20 protein-coding genes are annotated in these 16704 nt (G+C 67.3%); 1 reads left to right on the forward strand and 19 read right to left on the reverse strand.

Going from position 1 to position 16704, the window contains the following annotated elements:
- Window positions 1-9: 9 nt before the first annotated feature.
- The 19 genes from ACVXZ4_RS17925 to ACVXZ4_RS18015 all read right to left on the reverse strand — a co-directional run bounded on the left by ACVXZ4_RS17925 (window position 10) and on the right by ACVXZ4_RS18015 (window position 15721).
- Window positions 10-978 (reverse strand): OmpA/MotB family protein, encoded by a 969-nt coding sequence (locus ACVXZ4_RS17925; protein WP_461796139.1) that lies wholly within the window; start codon window positions 976-978, stop codon window positions 10-12.
- A 6-nt stretch (window positions 979-984) separates the two neighbouring features.
- Window positions 985-1782, reverse strand: coding sequence for a motility protein A (locus ACVXZ4_RS17930; protein WP_461796140.1), 798 nt, complete (start codon window positions 1780-1782; stop codon window positions 985-987).
- Window positions 1782-2066: a flagellar FlbD family protein gene (locus ACVXZ4_RS17935; RefSeq protein ID WP_461796141.1), complete on the reverse strand. Its 285-nt coding sequence runs from the start codon at window positions 2064-2066 to the stop codon at window positions 1782-1784. Before ACVXZ4_RS17935 ends, ACVXZ4_RS17930 begins: the two co-directional genes overlap by 1 nt.
- 262 nt (window positions 2067-2328) lie before the next feature.
- The gene (locus ACVXZ4_RS17940; RefSeq protein ID WP_461796142.1) at window positions 2329-3501 is read right to left on the reverse strand and encodes a flagellar hook protein FlgE; all 1173 of its coding nucleotides are present in this window, start codon (window positions 3499-3501) and stop codon (window positions 2329-2331) included.
- A gap of 48 nt (window positions 3502-3549) precedes the next feature.
- Entirely contained in the window at window positions 3550-3990 is a 441-nt protein-coding gene (locus ACVXZ4_RS17945; RefSeq protein ID WP_461796143.1) for a flagellar hook assembly protein FlgD, read from the reverse strand.
- A gap of 12 nt (window positions 3991-4002) precedes the next feature.
- Window positions 4003-5445 carry a flagellar hook-length control protein FliK gene (locus ACVXZ4_RS17950; RefSeq protein ID WP_461796144.1) on the reverse strand — a complete coding sequence of 481 codons (1443 nt, stop codon included), beginning with the start codon at window positions 5443-5445 and terminating at the stop codon, window positions 4003-4005.
- On the reverse strand, window positions 5442-5876 hold the full coding sequence (locus ACVXZ4_RS17955) for a flagellar export protein FliJ (protein WP_461796145.1): 435 nt from the start codon (window positions 5874-5876) through the stop codon (window positions 5442-5444). The genes ACVXZ4_RS17950 and ACVXZ4_RS17955 overlap by 4 nt, the downstream gene beginning before the upstream one ends.
- Complete coding sequence (locus tag ACVXZ4_RS17960) at window positions 5876-7219, reverse strand: FliI/YscN family ATPase (RefSeq protein ID WP_461796146.1); 1344 nt, start codon at window positions 7217-7219, stop codon at window positions 5876-5878. The genes ACVXZ4_RS17955 and ACVXZ4_RS17960 overlap by 1 nt, the downstream gene beginning before the upstream one ends.
- Window positions 7216-7821 carry a FliH/SctL family protein gene (locus ACVXZ4_RS17965; RefSeq protein WP_461796147.1) on the reverse strand — a complete coding sequence of 202 codons (606 nt, stop codon included), beginning with the start codon at window positions 7819-7821 and terminating at the stop codon, window positions 7216-7218. Before ACVXZ4_RS17965 ends, ACVXZ4_RS17960 begins: the two co-directional genes overlap by 4 nt.
- On the reverse strand, window positions 7811-8830 hold the full coding sequence (fliG, locus tag ACVXZ4_RS17970; RefSeq protein ID WP_461796148.1) for a flagellar motor switch protein FliG: 1020 nt from the start codon (window positions 8828-8830) through the stop codon (window positions 7811-7813). The genes ACVXZ4_RS17965 and fliG overlap by 11 nt, the downstream gene beginning before the upstream one ends.
- Window positions 8827-10458 carry a flagellar basal-body MS-ring/collar protein FliF gene (fliF, locus tag ACVXZ4_RS17975; RefSeq protein WP_461796149.1) on the reverse strand — a complete coding sequence of 544 codons (1632 nt, stop codon included), beginning with the start codon at window positions 10456-10458 and terminating at the stop codon, window positions 8827-8829. The genes fliG and fliF overlap by 4 nt, the downstream gene beginning before the upstream one ends.
- Window positions 10458-10772 carry a flagellar hook-basal body complex protein FliE gene (gene fliE / locus ACVXZ4_RS17980; protein ID WP_461796150.1) on the reverse strand — a complete coding sequence of 105 codons (315 nt, stop codon included), beginning with the start codon at window positions 10770-10772 and terminating at the stop codon, window positions 10458-10460. The genes fliF and fliE overlap by 1 nt, the downstream gene beginning before the upstream one ends.
- On the reverse strand, window positions 10772-11164 hold the full coding sequence (locus ACVXZ4_RS17985) for a flagellar basal body rod protein FlgC (protein ID WP_461796151.1): 393 nt from the start codon (window positions 11162-11164) through the stop codon (window positions 10772-10774). Before ACVXZ4_RS17985 ends, fliE begins: the two co-directional genes overlap by 1 nt.
- On the reverse strand, window positions 11164-11505 hold the full coding sequence (locus ACVXZ4_RS17990) for a flagellar basal body rod protein FlgB (protein WP_461796152.1): 342 nt from the start codon (window positions 11503-11505) through the stop codon (window positions 11164-11166). The genes ACVXZ4_RS17985 and ACVXZ4_RS17990 overlap by 1 nt, the downstream gene beginning before the upstream one ends.
- 141 nt (window positions 11506-11646) lie before the next feature.
- Complete coding sequence (locus ACVXZ4_RS17995; protein WP_461796153.1) at window positions 11647-11955, reverse strand: hypothetical protein; 309 nt, start codon at window positions 11953-11955, stop codon at window positions 11647-11649.
- 16 nt (window positions 11956-11971) lie between these two features.
- On the reverse strand, window positions 11972-12400 hold the full coding sequence (gene fliS, locus ACVXZ4_RS18000; RefSeq protein ID WP_461796154.1) for a flagellar export chaperone FliS: 429 nt from the start codon (window positions 12398-12400) through the stop codon (window positions 11972-11974).
- A gap of 5 nt (window positions 12401-12405) precedes the next feature.
- The gene (gene fliD, locus ACVXZ4_RS18005; protein WP_461796155.1) at window positions 12406-13797 is read right to left on the reverse strand and encodes a flagellar filament capping protein FliD; all 1392 of its coding nucleotides are present in this window, start codon (window positions 13795-13797) and stop codon (window positions 12406-12408) included.
- A gap of 138 nt (window positions 13798-13935) precedes the next feature.
- Window positions 13936-14763 carry a flagellin N-terminal helical domain-containing protein gene (locus tag ACVXZ4_RS18010; protein WP_461796156.1) on the reverse strand — a complete coding sequence of 276 codons (828 nt, stop codon included), beginning with the start codon at window positions 14761-14763 and terminating at the stop codon, window positions 13936-13938.
- A 118-nt stretch (window positions 14764-14881) separates the two neighbouring features.
- On the reverse strand, window positions 14882-15721 hold the full coding sequence (locus tag ACVXZ4_RS18015; protein ID WP_461796157.1) for a sigma-70 family RNA polymerase sigma factor: 840 nt from the start codon (window positions 15719-15721) through the stop codon (window positions 14882-14884).
- 494 nt (window positions 15722-16215) lie between these two features.
- Between ACVXZ4_RS18015 and ACVXZ4_RS18020 the strand changes: the two genes are divergently transcribed.
- On the forward strand, window positions 16216-16701 hold the full coding sequence (locus ACVXZ4_RS18020) for a flagellar protein FlgN (RefSeq protein ID WP_461796158.1): 486 nt from the start codon (window positions 16216-16218) through the stop codon (window positions 16699-16701).
- Window positions 16702-16704: the final 3 nt, after the last annotated feature.

The following is a 16704-nucleotide window of genomic DNA, read 5'->3' on the forward strand; positions in this document are numbered from 1 at the left end:
CACAGGGCACTATCGGCCGGCGGCACCCGGAGGTAAGAGGATCAGCGGCTCGGAATTGGTGACGACGGGAATCCAGCTTGTCGCGGCCGGGGTGGCGGAGGGAACGGTCGCCGCGGTCGTCGTGGCTCCCGGGATCTTTCCGGAGACCACATCCGGGATGAGGGCCCGCACGGACTCGGAGGCATTCGACAGGGCGATGATGTCGACGCGCCGATTCTGCGCGAAGTCGGCCGTGGTCGTTCCGAGTGAGAGGGGTCGTGACGACCCGTAACCGACGGCTCCGATCTTGGCCGGTTGCACTCCGCCGCTCTCCACCATCCGTCGGAGCACTGAGACCGCCCGACCGGATGACAGCTCCCAGTTCGTAGGGAACGGAGGAAGCGTCGCTCGGCTGTCGGCATGACCCTCCACAGCGATGTCTTCACCGGTCGGACCGAGAACCCGGGCGATATCGTCGAGGACCAGCGGAGCAGAGCCCTGCAACACTGTGCTGTTCGGCGCGAAGAACGCCTGCTGGTCGACCAGCCGGATGGTGAGACCGCGCTGGTCGATCGTGTACTGCACAGTGCCCTGGAGCCCCTGCACGGCGAGACTGGAACTCACCTTCGCCTGCAGATCTTTGATCGCGTCGACCTCTTTGACGGCGGCCGCCTCCGCGATTTTTGCGGCTGCGGCTGCCGCCGCTGCCTTCTGCGTCTGAGGCCCGGCACCGAAGCTCTCCCCGCTCTTGCTCGCGTGCACCGGATCGACGATCGTGCCCTTCGCGGTGTCGAGCTTGCCGATGTCGGTCTGGCCGAATCCGGTCGCCAGCGAGTTACGCAGTAGATCGAACTTCTTCGCGTCGACCGTTGACATGGCGAACAGCACGATGAACATGCACATCAGCACGGTGACCATGTCCATATAGGAGGCCATCCAGCGTTCATCCGGCCCGTGTTCCTCGTGCTCTTCCGCGTGCTTCTTGCGACCCCTGCTCATGATCCGTTACGCCGCTTTCGCCTTCTCGGCGGACTTCTCGCTTGACGGCTTGCCCAGTTGCTCTGCCGGAACCATCGCGCGAAGGCGCTCCGCGAGCAGGCGGGGCTGGCTGCCTTCCTGCACGGCGAGCACGCCCTCCATGATCAGGGTCATCCGCTCCCCTTCGAGGTCGGCGAGGCGGCGGAGTCGGGTGCCGATCGGAAGCCAGATGAAGTTGGCCGAGAGGAGACCCCACAGGGTCGCGACGAAAGCCGCGGCGATGAGCGGACCGAGCTTGCCAGGCGTCGACAGGTTCTCCAGCACGTGAGTGAGCGAGACGACGGTGCCGATGATTCCGACGGTGGGGGCATAGCCCCCCAGGCTGAGGAAGAACTTGGAGGCGGTGCGATCGGAGCGCGTCTTCGTGGCGATCTCGTCTTCCAGTGACATGCGGAGGTCTTCACCGTCGGCGCCATCGGCGATGCTCTGCAGGGCACCGCGCAGGAACGGGTCGTCGACGGTCTCGGCCTCCTGCTCGAGTGAGAGCAGGCCTTCCTTCCGGGCTTTCTCCGCGATCTCGACCAGACGGTCGATCACCACCTGCGGCTTCTGGGTCTTGCCCGTGAACGCGCGGGGCAGCGCCTTCACCGAGAGGATGAGGTCCTTGATCGTGCCACCGGCGATGCCTACAGCGATCGTCGCGCCGAACACCAGCACCATCGGTGCCGGAAGCAGGATGGAGCTGAGGTGGGAACCCTCGAGCGTGAGCATCGCGAAGAGGGCGCCGAACGCCACCAGGATGCCGATGATTGTTGCGGGATCCATCAGATCTTCCTCGGTCGCAGGGGAACGGAGTTGTCGTCGTCGTCGTTCTCGACCAGCTCGAGTGCGCGTTGCTGGTGCCCGCTCATCGAGAGTTCATGGGTGAGGGCGATAACCGTCGCGCGATAGCGCGAGATGCGCTCGATGACCTCGGACATGGTCTCGGTGACGATGTACTTGGCGCCGTCCACCATGATCAGCGTCGTATCGGGATTGGCGGTGATGCGCTCGATGAGATCGGGGTTTATCGCAAAATGGCTGTCGTTGAGCCGCGTAACTACGATCATGAGCGCATCCCTGCTGGTGGTGAAACCGGTCCATCCTGGTCCGTTACTGAGCACTATCGGCCGCCGATGGCATCCGGTTAGTGGATGGCGCGGGGTCGGGCGTGTCGGCGGCGACCCTGTGCGCTCGACAGCAGATCTTCGACGGCTGGGTGCTTCGACAGCAGGGTCTCGGCTGTAAAGGGTGTTGCCTGCTGTCGAGCGCGTGGGGGGAATGCAGAACGCCCCCGACCGAACCGGCCGGGGGCGTTCTGCGATGTCGCCGCTAGCGCTTGAGGTTGGTGAGCTCCTGAAGCACCTCGTCGGAGGTGGTGATGATGCGGGCGTTTGCCTGGAAGCCGCGCTGGGCGACGATCAGGTTGGTGAACTCCTGCGAGAGGTCGACGTTGGACATCTCGAGCGCGCCGGCCTGCAGCGAGCCGAGGCTTCCGGATCCGGGGGTGCCGATCTCGGCGTTGCCGGAGTTGAAGGTGGCCTTGTACCCGGAGGATCCGGCCTTCTCGAGACCGCCGGGGTTGGAGAAGGTCGCGAGCACGATGCGGGCGATCGCCTGGGACGCGCCATTGCTGAAGGATCCGACGAGCGTGCCGTCCTTCGACATCGTGTAGGACTTCAGGGTGCCGGCGGCGCGGCCGTCCTGGTTCGAGACCGACACCGTGGTGAGGCCCGCGAATCCGGTGAGCTTCGACATGTCGACCGCGATGCCGCCGATCGTCATCGTGCCCGCGGAGGTCTGCACCCCGGCGGCGAAGGTGAGCGAGGCGGTGCCGGTGGCTCCGTTGGGGTCGGTGCCCGCGACATCCCAGCCGGCTGCGGTCTTGGTATAGCTGAGCGAGACCGTGCGGGCGGTGCCGGTGTTGTCGTAGACCTGGACGTCGCGCAGGAGAGCAGTGCCGACCGCGGCGTCGGAGGGCAGGTTGCCGCCGACGGTGGCGGAGGTCGTGGCCGCGGCCGGGGCGACGACTCCGAGCGGAAGCGTGATGTCGCTGGTCGGGCCGCCGTCGGAGACGACGCCGTTGACGGCGGAGTAGCCCTGCACGATGGATCCGTCCGGGGTCACCAGGCGACCGGCACCGTCGAAGTCGAAGGACCCGGCGCGGGTGTAAAGGGTCTGGGTGCCGGTCTTCGTGACGAAGAATCCGTCGCCGGAGATCATGATGTCGGTGGCGCGGCCGGTGGACTGCGCGGATCCCTGAGAGAAGTTGGTGGAGATGCCGGCGACGCGCACCCCGAGCCCGACCTGGGCCGGGTTGGTGCCACCGATCTGCTCCTGCGGTCCGCCCGCGCCCTGGGTGAGCTGGGAGAGGGTGTCCTGGAACTGGGTGGCCGACGACTTGAACGCCGTGGTGTTCACGTTGGCGATGTTGTTGCCGGTGACATCGAGCATGGTCTGGTGCGAGCGGAGTCCGGAGATCCCGGAATACAGTGAGCGGAGCATGAGGTGCTGCCTTTCGGTTGGATGTGGTGAATCAGGGGACTGCGGTGACTAGGGCGTGCTGGTGATGCCGGAGATGGTGTCGAGCGCAACGTCGACGCCGCCCACCTTCACCTGGGGAACGCTGCCGGCGAAGGAGACGCTCGACGCGGTGCCGGTGTGGCTGACGCCGGCGGCATCCGAATAGCTGACCTGTTTTCCCACGATCGCTGCGGCCGCGATGCGCATCTGCAGCGAGAAGTTCTCGGTGCTCGTGGTGCTGAGTTCCGTCATCTTCTCCATCATCGACAGCTGGGTGGTCTGGGAGATCATCTGGTTGGTGTCCATCGGCGCGCTCGGGTCCTGCGTGCGCAGCTGGGTGACGAGCAGCTTCATGAACACTTCCGAGTCCATGGTCTGCTTGGGCGCGCGGGTGGTCGATCCGCTGTAGATCCCGGATGCCGTGTCGGCGGCCGCCGTCGCTACCGTTCCGGTGATTCCGTCGATTGCCATGAGTGAGTCTTCCTATGCCAGTACGTCGATGGATGAAGAGCTGAGGATGCGGGTAGCCGCGGCGGCGACATCGTCGTCCGTGATGATCCCGACGGGAACGACATAGGCGCGCTCGTTGCGAGGTGCGGTGTCGCCACGGCGGTCGCCGGCGTCGCTCGGCTGGTTCTGGGACGAGAGGTCGAGGTTGGCGCCCACCCCCGCGCCCGCAAGGTCCTTGCGCAGGTCGGGGAGGATCGCGCGGATCGCGTCCCGCCCCAGGTCCGTCGGCGCGAACAGTTCGACACGGATGCCCTCCGGACTCACGTGCGCGCGCACCGTGACGGGGCCGAGGGTGTCGGGCGTGACGCTGATGGTCATGGTGTGGGATCCGGGACCGGCGGCGGCGAGAGTGAAGATCGGGCGGGCGAGCTGCCCGGCGAAGGGGGTGTTCTGGGCCGGAGTGGAGGCCGCGGCGGGAGTCGGCGCGGCGACCGGATCGAGCCGCGGGCCGGTCGTGATGGCGATCGACACCGGAATCGAAGCATCCGTCGTCGGTGCCGGCTTGGTGCGCGTCTCGGGGACAGCAGATGTCACCGGGGCCGGGGCCGTCGGGGCGAGAGAGGACGTGATCGGGGCCGGATTCACGACGGCGGAGGAGGGTGAAGATGCGGTCGATGGCGCGGACAGCGGCGCCGCGGCTACCCCGGTCGGTGCGGCGGAGGATGCCGGCGGCGCGTCGGTGGAGACATCCGCTGTTGGACTGGCCGGACGGGCGGCGAGAGCAGCGGCGGGCTGGCCGGCAGCGACGCCCGCTGCGCTGGACACTGTGGCAGTGGCAGTGGCAGTGGCAGTGGCAGTGGCAGTGGCACTGGAACTGCCACTAGCAGCGGCGGAAGCGGAGACAGGAGGAGCAGCAGGAGCAGGAGTAGCAGAAGCGGAGACAAGAGCAAGAGCCGGCCCTGTCGCTGAGAGCGCACTGGCGGCGACCGTTGTCGACGCGCCGACCGCTGTCGACGCGGCGACCGTTGTCGACGCCGTGGTGACGAAGGCATCCGTCACCGAAACCGCGGTGGGCAACGGAGCGAGAATCGGCACGGGAGTCGGCACCGCGTTCGGCACCGCTTGGTCGGCCCCGGGGGATGCCGGCTCCGCTGCGTCCTTCGCGGCGTCCTTCACCGGAGCGTCAGGGGAGGCAGGCGCGCTGGATGCGCCGAGTCCCGGGATCATCGCAGCGACGGCTGAGGGTAAGGCGGGCGAGGCCGGCGGAGTAGAGACCACAGGTGCGGCCGGAACAGCAGGAACGGACGGCGCCGCGGGGCCGGCGGGAGAGTCCGCGGAGCCATCGGCGGAGGCCTGCGCGGCCTTCGCGTCGGTCATTACCGCACCGAACCCGGCAGCCGAGTCGGGGGTCGAGTTGCTCGTCGGGCCCGCGGACGAAGTCGCGGTCGGTGCCGGGGAGAGGGCGACGAGAGTCATCCGGCGTCCACCTCTCGCGTGCGGTGCCAGCTGGTCGACGAGATCTCGTCGAGCACGGCCTGCTCGGCCATCAGCATGCCGTTCGCCACGGCGTCGTCGAACCGCACCTCGAGCTTCTCGAGCCCGATCGAGCGGGCTCGGGCTGCCGTGAAGGCGGTGTTCGCGGCGTCGAGCGAGACGCGGTGGTCGCAGTCGAGCGCCTGGAGTTCGGCGAGCATTCCGCGCGAGGCGGCCCGGGATGCCGCGACGGCATAGAGCACGGCGGCGCTTGTGGCCTCGGTCGAGCCGGCTCCGAGGGCGGATCGGGCGCGTCGCTGGCGCGCGGTGCCCTCCGCGACGCGGGCGTTGGCGGCCGAGAGGTCGATCGCAGCCTGGTCCTGTTGCACCTGGCGGAGCCGGAGAAGTCCGGCGAGCGGGAATGAGCGGGCCATCAGTTGCCTTCCAGTGTTCGGACGAGCGAGCTGAGCTGCGCCCACGCGTCGTCAGAAGTCGACTGCTGGCTGATCCTCTGCTGCAGGAACGCATTGATCGACGATTCGTGGTCGACGGCCGCGTCGACGAGTGGGTTGGCGCCGCGCTGGTAGGCGCCGACGTCGAGGAGATCTTGGGCGGCCCGCCGCGCGGCGAGCGTCTTGCGCAGCACCTGGGCGGTGTGCACCTGGTCGGGCGAGATCACCCGGGAGGCGACGCGGGAGATCGAGCCGAGCACGTCGATGGACGGGAAGTGGCCCGAGACAGCGAGCTTGCGGTCGAGCACGACATGGCCGTCGAGGAACGAGCGGGCCGCGTCCGCGATCGGCTCGTTGTGGTCGTCACCGTCGACGAGCACCGTGTAGATGCCGGTGACCGATCCGGTCTCGGCGGTCCCGGCACGCTCGAGCAGCTGCGCGAGGAGCGAGAAGGTCGACGGCGGATACCCGCGGGTGGCCGGGGGTTCGCCGACGGAGAGTCCGATCTCACGCTGCGCCATCGCGACGCGGGTGAGGGAATCCATCATGAGCATGACGTCTGCGCCCTGATCGCGGAACGACTCGGCGATGCGGGTGGCCATGAACGCGGCGCGCAGGCGCATCATCGCCGGCTCGTCGGAGGTGGACACGACGACGATCGAGCGGGCGAGGCCCTCCGCGCCGAGGTCGTCCTCGAGGAACTCGCGCACCTCGCGCCCCCGCTCGCCGACCAGCGCGATCACCGAGACCTGGGCGTCGGTTCCTCGCGCGATCATGGAGAGCAGCGATGACTTGCCGACCCCGGACCCGGCGAAGAGCCCAAGGCGCTGGCCCCTGCCGAGGGTGGTGAGGGTGTCGAGCACTCGCACGCCGGTCTGCAAGGGGGTGTCGATTCGCGCGCGGTGCATCGCGGAGGGGCTGTCGTTGTCGATCGACACGAGACGAGTGATGTCGAGCGGTCCTTTGCCGTCGATCGGGCGACCGAGCCCGTCGATCACGCGACCGAAGAGACCGTTTCCGGTCGGCACGAGCACCGGCAGACCGCGTGATCGGGCCGGGGCGCCGGCGTTGACGCCGGTGAGGCGGCTGAGCGGCATGCAGCGGATGCCCGAGGGCGTCGTGGCGATCACCTCGGCATCGAGGAAGCCGGTTCCACCGTCGTCGACACTGTCGCCGACGCGAACGAGGTCGCCGATGGCGCAGTCCAGCCCGCTGATCTCGAGTCCGAGTCCGACGATGGACGAGACCACTCCGACGCGCTCGGGCCGTGCCGCGGCGAGCGCGGTGCGGAAGCGGTCGGCGTGCGGGCGCCAGGTCGTGGTCATGAGATCTCCCCGAGGATCGCCGCACGGGCCCGCGCCACCGCTGTCGAGATGCGGGCATCGAGGTAGCCGAGCGGGAGGTCGGCGATCGCGTCGCCGCGGGCGATGGAGGCATCCGCCGTGAACGAGACGCCGGCGGCGGCCCGCACCGTCTCATTCAGAACGCCGAGATCGAGGGGATTGAGGCGGATGGTCGTGATCGTCGCGGGATCGACCACGGCGAGCGCGCGGCCGAGTGCCGCCTTCGCCGAGCGTTCGCCGTCGGAGAGTTCTGCACCGATGATCGTCTCGGCCAGGTCGAGAGCGGATGCCGCGATCGCGTCCTGTGCGTCGGTCACCACGGGAAGCAGGCGGTTGTCGAGCGCACGCGCGCTGGCCGAGAGCACCGCGATCGCCCGGTCGGTGCGCGCGCCGTCGTGCAGGAGCGCCGCACGGTGCTCGGCGTCGAGGGCTGCTTTCTGACCGGCGAGCTCCGCACCCGCGGCCCGGAGCCCGGCCGCGTAGCCCGCGGCGTGTCCGGCAGCGCGGCTGTCGGCATCCGCCTTCTCCTGCTGCGCCGTCGGCGGCAGGGAGGGGAAGCTCACGGGGAGGAAGTCAAGCGACATATTCTTCCTCGTCTCCGCGCTGCAGCGTGATGATGCCCTCGGCCTCGAGGTTGCGGATCGCCCGCACCACTTCGGCACGGGCTTCCTCGACCTGGGTCATCTTTACCGGGCCGAGGGAGGCGATCTCGTCTTCGAGGATCTCGCGGTTGCGCTCCGAGATATTGGCTCGGATGACCTCGACGAGTGCCTCGTCGGAGCCCTTCATCGCCACGGCGAGGATGCTCGAATCGATGCCTCGCAGCACCTGCTGTACGTCCTTGCGGTCGAATTTCACCAGGTCGGCGAAGGTGAGCATGCGCGATCTCACCTCTTCGGCGAGGGTCGGGTCGAGCCCGTCGAGCCCATCGAGCACGGCACGCTCGGTCGAGACATCCGCCCGGTTGATGAGGTCGACGACGGCCTGGACCCCGCCGACGATCTCGACGGTGTCGCGCGCGGTCACCACCGCACTCGCACGGATCTTGAGCGTCTCAGCGACCACGCGCACCGCTTCGGGGGTGGCCGTGCCCATGGTGGCGATGGCTTTCGCGACATCGGTGCGCAGGCTGCCGTCGAGCCCGGCGAAGACCGGGGACGCGTGGTCGGGGCGGAGGTGCGCGAGAACGAGCGCGATGGTCTGGGGCAGTTCGCCGTCGAGCAGCGTGAGAAGCTGGCCGGTCTCGGCAGTGTCGAGGAACTCGAAGGCCTTGCCGGCCATCGTGGAGGTGACGCGGTTCATGACTCCGGCGGCCTTCTCGGCCCCGAAGGATGCCTCCAGCAGGCCGACCGCGAACTCACGGCCGCCGTGGGACTTGCGACCACCCTTCGTCGCGAGTTCGTGGAACTCGAGGATGGTGCGCTCCGAGACGATGGTGTCGACCCGACGCAGCCTGATGATCTCGGCGGCGATCTCCTCGGCCTCGGTGTCGTTGAACTGCTTCATGACCGCGGCGGCGCGCACCTGGTCCATGTTCATGAGCACGACGGCCACCTTCTGGGTGCCCGACAGCGTCAGGGATGTTTCGTTCATGCGGGCTGCCGATCGTCCATGAGCCCGCGGAGGATCTCGGCGGTGCGCTCGGGGTCTTTGCCCGCCAGAGCGTCGATCTCGGCACGCTTACGCTCCGTATCGCCCGGCTCGATGAGGGGGACCTGCGTGTAGGTCAGAGCCGCCGGTGGCTCGGTCGCGGTGAGTGCGATCGGCCGGGTCTGGTCGCTCATCATGGCGCGGAGCTCGGCGAGCTCCGTCATCTCCTGTAGCTCCCGGTCTTCCTGGCTGCGGCTCTTGAACCGGCGGGAGATGAGGAACAGCGCGATGATGATCGGCAGTGCGATGGCGAGCGAGGTGACCGCGGTGCGGATGAGGCCGGCCGTGCGGTCGGCACTCGCGGCGGCGTCGGCGGCGGCGAGGGCCTTCGTCGCCGCGGCGGCACCCGCAGTGTTGAATGACACCAGTTCGATGGCCACCGAGTCACCCCGCGTCTTGTCGATGCCGGCGGCGGCGTTGACAAGGGAGATCAGGTTGGCCTTGTTGACCCCGGAGATCGCCTTGTTCACGGCGACCGAGACCGTCTGGCGGGTGATCGAACCGGCGGGGATGGTGGTCTGCTCCGTCACCTTGTTGATCGCGTTGTTCTTGGTGACCGAAGTGGCGCCGGTGGCGCCCGTGGTTGTTCCGGTCGTCGGGTTCGCGGTCGAGGTGCCGCTCGGCACGGCGATGTTGTCGGGGCCAAGGATGCCAGCGGCACCGTTGGAGCCGGCGGCGCTTCCCGAGCCGTCGCTCTGCGCGGACTCGCTGAGTGCCGGCGAGCCGTCTGGGGTGGTGAAGGTCTCGGCGGTGCGCTGGCCCGAATTCTGGCTCACATCGGCGGCCACGACGACTGTGGCGTTGCCCGGTCCGACCACCTTGTCGAGCATGGCCTGCACCGAGCTGCGCACGCGGTCCTCGTAGTCGGATGCCTGCTTCGAGCCGCTGCCCGCGGCATCCACTCCCGCTGCGGACAGCACGAGACCCTGGGCGTCGACGACGGAGACATCGCTCGTCTTCATGCCGTCGATGGAGGATGAGGTGAGGTGCACGATCGCCTGCACCTGCTCGTCGTTGAGGGTCACGCCGTTGTCGGTGGCGATGAAGACGGATGCCGTCGGGTCGGTCTTCTCCGAGACGAAGACGGTGTCCTTGGGGATCGCGAGCTGCACGGATGCCGTCTTGACCCCTTTCATGGCCGCGATGGTATTGGCGAGCTCGCCCTCGATCGCACGCTTGTACGTCACGTTCTGCTGGAACTCGGATGCCGTGACGCCCATCTTGTCGAGCAGCGAGTAGCCTCCCGTCGAAGAGGAGGGGAGACCGGCCGCCGCCGCCTTGAGGCGCTCGGAGTAGACGCTCTCCTCCGGCACCATGATCGTGCCGCCGCCGCCGGTGATCTCGTACTGAACGCCGTCGGTGCGCAGCTGCTCGACGATGGTGTTCGCGTCGGTGCCGCTGAGCCCCGAGAACAGCGGGCTGTACTGCGGGCGGGTGACCCAGAACGACAGGGCGACGATGCCGAGCGCGAGCACGGCGAAGCCGATGATCGCCATGGTGCGCTGCGCGATGGTGAACTCGCGGATGGTGTGGGTGAGTCGGCGGAGCACCGAACTGATCGGAGCGGGCATCAGGCTTGCATCCTCATGATCTCGTTGAACGCGTCGACGCCCTTGTTACGCACGGCGGCCACGAGTTCGAGGGTCACCTGGGCCCTGGTCGAGGCGATGGTGGCGTTGTGGATGTCGGAGAGGTTGCCCGTGACGGCCTGGATGGCGAGCGTGTTGGAGGTCGACTGCAGCTGCTGGAGGTTGTCTACCGCCCCGCCGAGCTCGTTCGCGAAGCTGGTGGCGCTCGTGGCGTTGGTGCCACCGGTGGGGGAGAGCGCGCTCGTGCCCGAGACACCCGAGACGCCGGAGACCGATCCGATCGATGAGATGTCCATCAGGCACGACCGATCTGCAGTGCCGCCTGGTAGGTCTCTTTCGCGCGGTCGACGACCGCAGCGTTGGCCTGGTACCCGCGCTGGGCCATGATGAGCTGGCCCATCTGCGAGGCGAGGTCGATGTCGGGGTACTTCACGTAGCCGTCCTTGTCAGCGAGGGGGTTGGCGGGCTCGTAGACGAGACGACCGTCGGCGTTGCCATAGGCGATTCCCTGAACATAGGCGCCGGTGTTGCCTGCGCCCTCCTGGGCGACGACGTAGCGGGCCTGGAAAGCCGGTCCGCTTGTGGGCTTCACCGTGTTGATGTTGGCGAGATTGTCGGAGACCGCATCGAGCCACTTGCGGTGCAGAGTGAGGCCGCTGCCGGCGATCCCGATAGCGTCGAAAGTCATCAGTTGCTCCGGAGCGCGGCGCGCATGGCCGAGAATTCGTTGCCGGCGGCCTGGGTGGCGAACTGGTAGCGCAGCACGGTATCGACGTTCGAAAGCGTCTCGGTGTCGAGATTGACGTTGTTGCCGTCGATCAGCGTCGGCTCGAGCGAGCGCTTGGTCTCGGCGACGACGTGCCCGTTACCGTTCGCCACGGACTTGGCGAGCGCCGCCTCGAACACCACGCGCTTGGCGTGGTAGCCGGGGGTATTGACGTTCGCGATGTTGTCCGCGATGGTGCGCTGGCGCAATGCCAGGCCATCGAGGGCGCTTCCCAGCGCCGCAGCGGTGACGGATTCGAGCACAGCGGTTCCGTTTCGTCGTCAATGTCCTGACGGCCGATCCGTGGCCTTGTGTCGAGCAATCCGTGCCCTTAGCCACACCTATCGGACAACAGATTCACGCCGTTAGGCCCTGCTCCCGAAAGGGGGGTCTCGAAGAAGAGGTCAGCCGGTGACGTCGAGATATGCGGCGGTTCCCGTGGAGGCGACACGGGGGATGCTGTCGAGGGCGGCGAGGTGACGGCCCGTCAGCAGCATCCGCTCCTCGAGCGCGTCGATCGCCCGCTGCTGGGAGTGAAGGAGACTCTCGGCCCGGGAACGGAGTTCGTCCGGCAGTGACCCGAGGTCCGCCGGGAGGCTCCACTCGGAGTGAGCTGCGTGTGCGAGCGCGCCGCGGGAGTCGTCGAGGTCGTGCTCCATCGTGGCGAGCACATCGGACCAGCCGTCGTGGCGCGCGCGGTGCGACGGCTCCATCGGCCGAGATCCGAGGTCAGGCAACGCCGAGGTCCCGGGACTCGCCACGCGACGCGGGCTCCGGCACCGAGAGCTGGCTCGCGGCCTCGTGCCAGGCCTCGCGCAGCGGGGAGAGCAGTTCGATGCTCTCTTGGATGGATGCCCCGTCCCGGCGCACATTCGCGAGCACCAGAAGGTTGCGGCAGTAGTTGTACAGGGCGAGGAGTCCCTCGCCGCCGTCCCACAGCTCCACCTTGAGCGAGGAGGTGAGTTCGGCGACGATCGCCTGCGCGTGGAGCAGGTTCGACGAGGCGACCGCCCAGTTCTGTTCGGCGTGCGCGATCGACGCGCGGTCGAGGTCGAGCAGCAGTCGGTCGTAGAGCATGGTGAGCAACCGCACCGGCGAGGCCGAGAGGATCGCGTCGTTCGTGTACTGCGAGCGCTGGGCGCTGAGCGTCATGGACATGATGGCTATCCCGTCGTGGTCGAGCTGGAGAGTGAGGAGAGCTGGGAAGTGAGGGCCGCCGACTGCGACTTGAGGTTGCTGAGCAGCACCTCCATCTGGGAGAAGGTGCGCTGAAGGGTCGACTTGCGGATCGCGAGGCGGGTGTCCCAGGCCGCGACCTGGTCGCCAAGACTGCGGATCTGGGTCTGGTCTCCGGTGATCCGATTGGTGATGGTGCCGTCGTACTTGTCGGATGCCGCGGTCGCCGTCGTGGCCAGTCGCGTCGCGATGGTCTGGATCGCCGCCATCACCGTCTTCGGATCGGCGGCGAGCGCTGCGGCGAACTTGTCGGCGTCGAACGTGACAGTTCCGGTGCGCGTCACCGAGATGCCGTATTCGGAGGGCGAGTGGCCGTCGATCGGGAGGCCGATCGCATCCAGTCCCTTCTGTCGAAGGTCCCGCACTGTCGCATCTCCGGCGAACACGCCGGCCTTGGTCGTCGTCACCCCGTTGGCGTCGGTGGAGGTCGAGACCGCGGTCTGCGCGGCGATCAGCACGAAGGCGCTGTTGAGGGAGTCGACGAGGCCGCTCGCGACCGCGCTGATCTTCTTGTCGTCGCGGCTCACGGTGATCGTCACCGGATCGGCGGAGACCGCCGTCGCGGTAATGCTGACTCCGGGGAGCAGGTTCGTGAAGGTGTTGCTTGAAGAAGTGACGACCTGTTCGGCCGAAGTGCCCTTCCACAGGGTGACGCTGGCGTCCTGCGCTACGCGGATGACGGCGCTGCCCGGCGCGGTGAGCACGTTCGTCGCCGTGCCGCCGGTGACGTCCGCTGAGGTGCCCTGATAGACGGAGAACGACGAGTTCGCACCGGTGGTCTTGCTCGAGAACTGCAGGCGGTACAGGGCGTTGCCCGATCCGTCGACACCGGAGGCGACCTTGGTGGCCGTCACCCCTGCGGTGGACGCGTTGATGGCGGTCGCGACGTCGTCGAGCGAGCTCGAGGCCGGGGTGATCTCGACGGGAGTGCCGGAGTGCCCAACGATGGTGATGGTTGAGGGGGTCGGCCAGGTCGCCATCGCGGCGGAGACTCCGACCTGCGACTGGGCGAGGGCACTGACCACGACCTGCAGTTCGCCGGCGCTCGCACCGGTCGCGATGGCGATCGAGAGCGCCGGGGCGGAGCTGGTTGCCGAGTAGAGGTCGAGGCCGCCGTTCTTCGCGGCGGCCGAGGCCGAATCGGCGAGGGTCGCCATGCGGGTGTTGAGCCCCTGGAAGGCGGTCATTTCGCTTGTGGTACTGGCCACCTGGGCCTTGAGGAGGGTCTGCGGCTGGGCCGCGACCGTCATGAGCTGGGTGATGAGGGAGGTGGTGTCGAGGCCGCTGGAGAGCCCGTCGAGGGAAATTCCCATGTCCATCCGTCCCTTCGTCTGGCGGTGGTCGATGATGCTTCTGGTGGTGCGGTAAACGCCCGGCGGCCATCACGGTGAGAGGTCCAGTTCCCCTCGCGACAGCCACCGGGCGTTGCTTGTTACACGCCTGCCGAGCTATCCGATCTAGCGGAGGAGCTGCAGCACGCCCTGGTTGCCCTGGTTGGCCTGCGCGAGCATCGCGGTGCCGGCCTGGGACAGGATGTTGGAGCGCGTGTACTTGACCATCTCGGACGCCATGTCGGTGTCGGTGATGCGCGACTTCGCCGCCGTCAGGTTCTCCGTGGAGACGCTGAGGTTGCGGATCACGCTCTCGAAACGGTTCTGCTGCGCACCGAGGCTGGCGCGAGCGGTCGAAACCGCGGTGATTTGCGTGTCAACCGCGGCGATCGAAGTCAGCGCGGTCGCGGCACTGGTGAACGTGAGCGCCCCGATCGCGGTGGCGATCGATCCCACGTTCGTAGTGCTGACCGCGATCTGGTCGTCGGCCGCAACCGAGCCGGCACCAACCTGGAAGGTCAGCGTGGCGACGGATCCGTCAGCGAGCTTGGTTCCGTTGAAGTTCGCCGACGTGCTGATTCGCGTGAGCTCGCTTGTCAGGGCCGTGACTTCGGTCTGGATCGCGGTACGTGAATCGGCGTTGTTCGAGTCGTTACCGGACTGAACGGCGAGGTCACGAACGCGCTGCAGGATGGTCTGAACCTCGGAGAGCGAACCTTCAGCGGTCTGGATGACGCTGATGCCGTCCTGCGCGTTGCGGCTGGCGACCGTGAGGCCTCCGACCTGCGACTGCAGACCCTGGGAGATTGCGAGGCCAGCTGCGTCATCCGCGGCGTGGTTGATGCGAAGGCCGCTGGAGAGCTTCTCGAGCGACTTTGCGAGATCGTTCTGCGTGTTGCTGAGGTTCCGGTACGAGTTGAGTGCCGAAATGTTGGTGTTGACCTGCATACCCATGATGTATTCCTCCGTGATGTTGGGTTATTCGAATCGGCCCATCCGTGGTCCGACACCTTCAGCTATCGGCAGTTCGCGCAATCGCGTTAGCAGCCGGGCTGAAATCTTTTGTTCTTCTTTACGACGCCGCGCTTGCGGTGCGCGGCTGGGAGATGTGGGAGAGCTCGGCCATCGCGTAGCTCGCGACGCGGGCAAGGTAGGCGCTGCGAGCCGCCGGAGCGATGCGCGACACCGGCTGGTAGCCGGCGTCACTGCCGGTGGGCAGCTCGTCGGAGTAGTAGGAGTCGGAGTAGTGCGTCTCGAGACCGTCGCGCAGGAGGCGGATGGCTTCGGCCCGCTGCTGCGAGACGGCGGAGTGGGTGATGCCCATCTCGTCCGCGATCTCCTTGACGGAGCGATCCTCGAAGTAGACCTGGCGCACGATAACGCGCATCTTCTCTGGCAGCGCTTCGACGGCAGCGGCCAGGTAGTCGAGCCGCTCAGCAGAGAGGAGCGATTCCTCGGGGAGGGCCGTGTCCGCGATGAGGAACTCGGAGGTGGTGTCATCGAGGGGAGAGACAGTGCGGGCGGCATCGGTGAGACCGGCGGTGACCTCGCTGCGATCGACACCGAGCGATGAGGCGATCTCGTCGACGGAGGGAGTGCGACCGAGGGCGGCGGTGAGGGTGTCCTTCACCGCGACGGTCTCTTTGATGCGACGACGGGCTCCGCGGCTGGCCCAGTCGCTCGATCGCATCTCGTCGGCGAACGCACCGACGATGCGGCGGCGGGCGAACGCACCGAAGGGGATGCCGAGGGTCGGGTCGAAGGCATCCGCGGAGGTGATCAGCGCGACAGCGCCGGCCGAGGCCAGGTCGTCACGGGACAGGTGCGTCGCCTTGGCCCAGACCTCGGAGACGAGGTAACCCACCAGCGGAAGATTCTGCACAACGAGCGCGTTGCGTTCTGTCCTGTTCACGTGCCTTGCCCCCGGATGCGATCCCAGTGATCGCGTTGCGGTCGGCGCCTCCTGCTCTAGATAAGAGGAGAGCGCCTGCTAAAAAACGGACTGTTTTTCGGGTAAGGGTCACACAGGTGGTGCAAATGCTTCGGGTGGTGTTTCGGGTGTCTCGGGTGGTTACTGAAGCGGGTGTAGAAGGAGTTCGAGGATCGGATTCCCCGTCGATCTGAGGCGACTCTATAGGCCGGAAGTACCCCACCCTGCCCCCCTTTTTAGTGGTATTTACTCGCATTCTGTCCCCATTACGGGGGCGAATGTACCCCGATCGGTCCCGCTTGTCCTCCTTCTAGTGGACACGTCGAATGCTCAGCTCTTCGACTTACCGGCTGTGCCGCTTACCTGCGGGATACCCTTGCCGATAGTTCATCTCGTCAAGCGAGGTGGAGAAAATGCAGTCGGTAGAACGAGCACGGGAATCGTCCACTGTGGTGGACGACCGAACGGGAGCCCGCATGAGCGCGAACGAACTCTCAGCCTGCCTGTGGCGGGAGCGGGAGCTCCTCGACCTGCTCGCGTTCAAGCTCGAGGAGGAGCAGTTCCTTCTCACCACGGGCAAGTCCCGTTGGCTCCAGTACGCCACCCGCGAGGTCGAACAGGTGATGGAACGCCTGCGTGCCGCCGGCCTGGCGCGATCGGTCGAAGCGGCCGTCGTGGCCGAGGAGTGGGGAGCGCCCCAGAATGCGACCCTCCGCGAACTCGTGGACACCGCTCCGGATGGTCCGTGGGCCGACATCTTCACCGCCCACCTCGCCGCCCTCACCGAGTACACGGAGCAGATCCGCGACCTCCGCGACCTCAACGAGCACTACCTTCGCACCGCCCTGCGCTTCATCCAGGAGGCGCAAGCCGACGGCAGCACCGAGAGCGGCACCTATGACGCGAATGGTGAATCCGGCGTCGCCACCCCCTCGGCCCAGATCTTCGACCTGAAGCTGTGATCC

It is taken from the genome of Lacisediminihabitans sp. FW035, from assembly GCF_054880895.1.

Coding starts and splice junctions, on each gene's coding strand:
- ACVXZ4_RS17925 (WP_461796139.1), bottom strand. CDS start 978: ATGAGCAGGGGTCGCAAGAAGCACGCGGAAGAGCACGAGGAACACGGG.
- ACVXZ4_RS17930 (WP_461796140.1), bottom strand. CDS start 1,782: ATGGATCCCGCAACAATCATCGGCATCCTGGTGGCGTTCGGCGCCCTC.
- ACVXZ4_RS17935 (WP_461796141.1), bottom strand. CDS start 2,066: ATGATCGTAGTTACGCGGCTCAACGACAGCCATTTTGCGATAAACCCC.
- ACVXZ4_RS17940 (WP_461796142.1), bottom strand. CDS start 3,501: ATGCTCCGCTCACTGTATTCCGGGATCTCCGGACTCCGCTCGCACCAG.
- ACVXZ4_RS17945 (WP_461796143.1), bottom strand. CDS start 3,990: ATGGCAATCGACGGAATCACCGGAACGGTAGCGACGGCGGCCGCCGAC.
- ACVXZ4_RS17950 (WP_461796144.1), bottom strand. CDS start 5,445: ATGACTCTCGTCGCCCTCTCCCCGGCACCGACCGCGACTTCGTCCGCG.
- ACVXZ4_RS17955 (WP_461796145.1), bottom strand. CDS start 5,876: ATGGCCCGCTCATTCCCGCTCGCCGGACTTCTCCGGCTCCGCCAGGTG.
- ACVXZ4_RS17960 (WP_461796146.1), bottom strand. CDS start 7,219: ATGACCACGACCTGGCGCCCGCACGCCGACCGCTTCCGCACCGCGCTC.
- ACVXZ4_RS17965 (WP_461796147.1), bottom strand. CDS start 7,821: ATGTCGCTTGACTTCCTCCCCGTGAGCTTCCCCTCCCTGCCGCCGACG.
- fliG (WP_461796148.1), bottom strand. CDS start 8,830: ATGAACGAAACATCCCTGACGCTGTCGGGCACCCAGAAGGTGGCCGTC.
- fliF (WP_461796149.1), bottom strand. CDS start 10,458: ATGCCCGCTCCGATCAGTTCGGTGCTCCGCCGACTCACCCACACCATC.
- fliE (WP_461796150.1), bottom strand. CDS start 10,772: ATGGACATCTCATCGATCGGATCGGTCTCCGGCGTCTCGGGTGTCTCG.
- ACVXZ4_RS17985 (WP_461796151.1), bottom strand. CDS start 11,164: ATGACTTTCGACGCTATCGGGATCGCCGGCAGCGGCCTCACTCTGCAC.
- ACVXZ4_RS17995 (WP_461796153.1), bottom strand. CDS start 11,955: ATGGAGCCGTCGCACCGCGCGCGCCACGACGGCTGGTCCGATGTGCTC.
- fliS (WP_461796154.1), bottom strand. CDS start 12,400: ATGTCCATGACGCTCAGCGCCCAGCGCTCGCAGTACACGAACGACGCG.
- fliD (WP_461796155.1), bottom strand. CDS start 13,797: ATGGACATGGGAATTTCCCTCGACGGGCTCTCCAGCGGCCTCGACACC.
- ACVXZ4_RS18010 (WP_461796156.1), bottom strand. CDS start 14,763: ATGGGTATGCAGGTCAACACCAACATTTCGGCACTCAACTCGTACCGG.
- ACVXZ4_RS18020 (WP_461796158.1), top strand. CDS start 16,216: ATGAGCGCGAACGAACTCTCAGCCTGCCTGTGGCGGGAGCGGGAGCTC.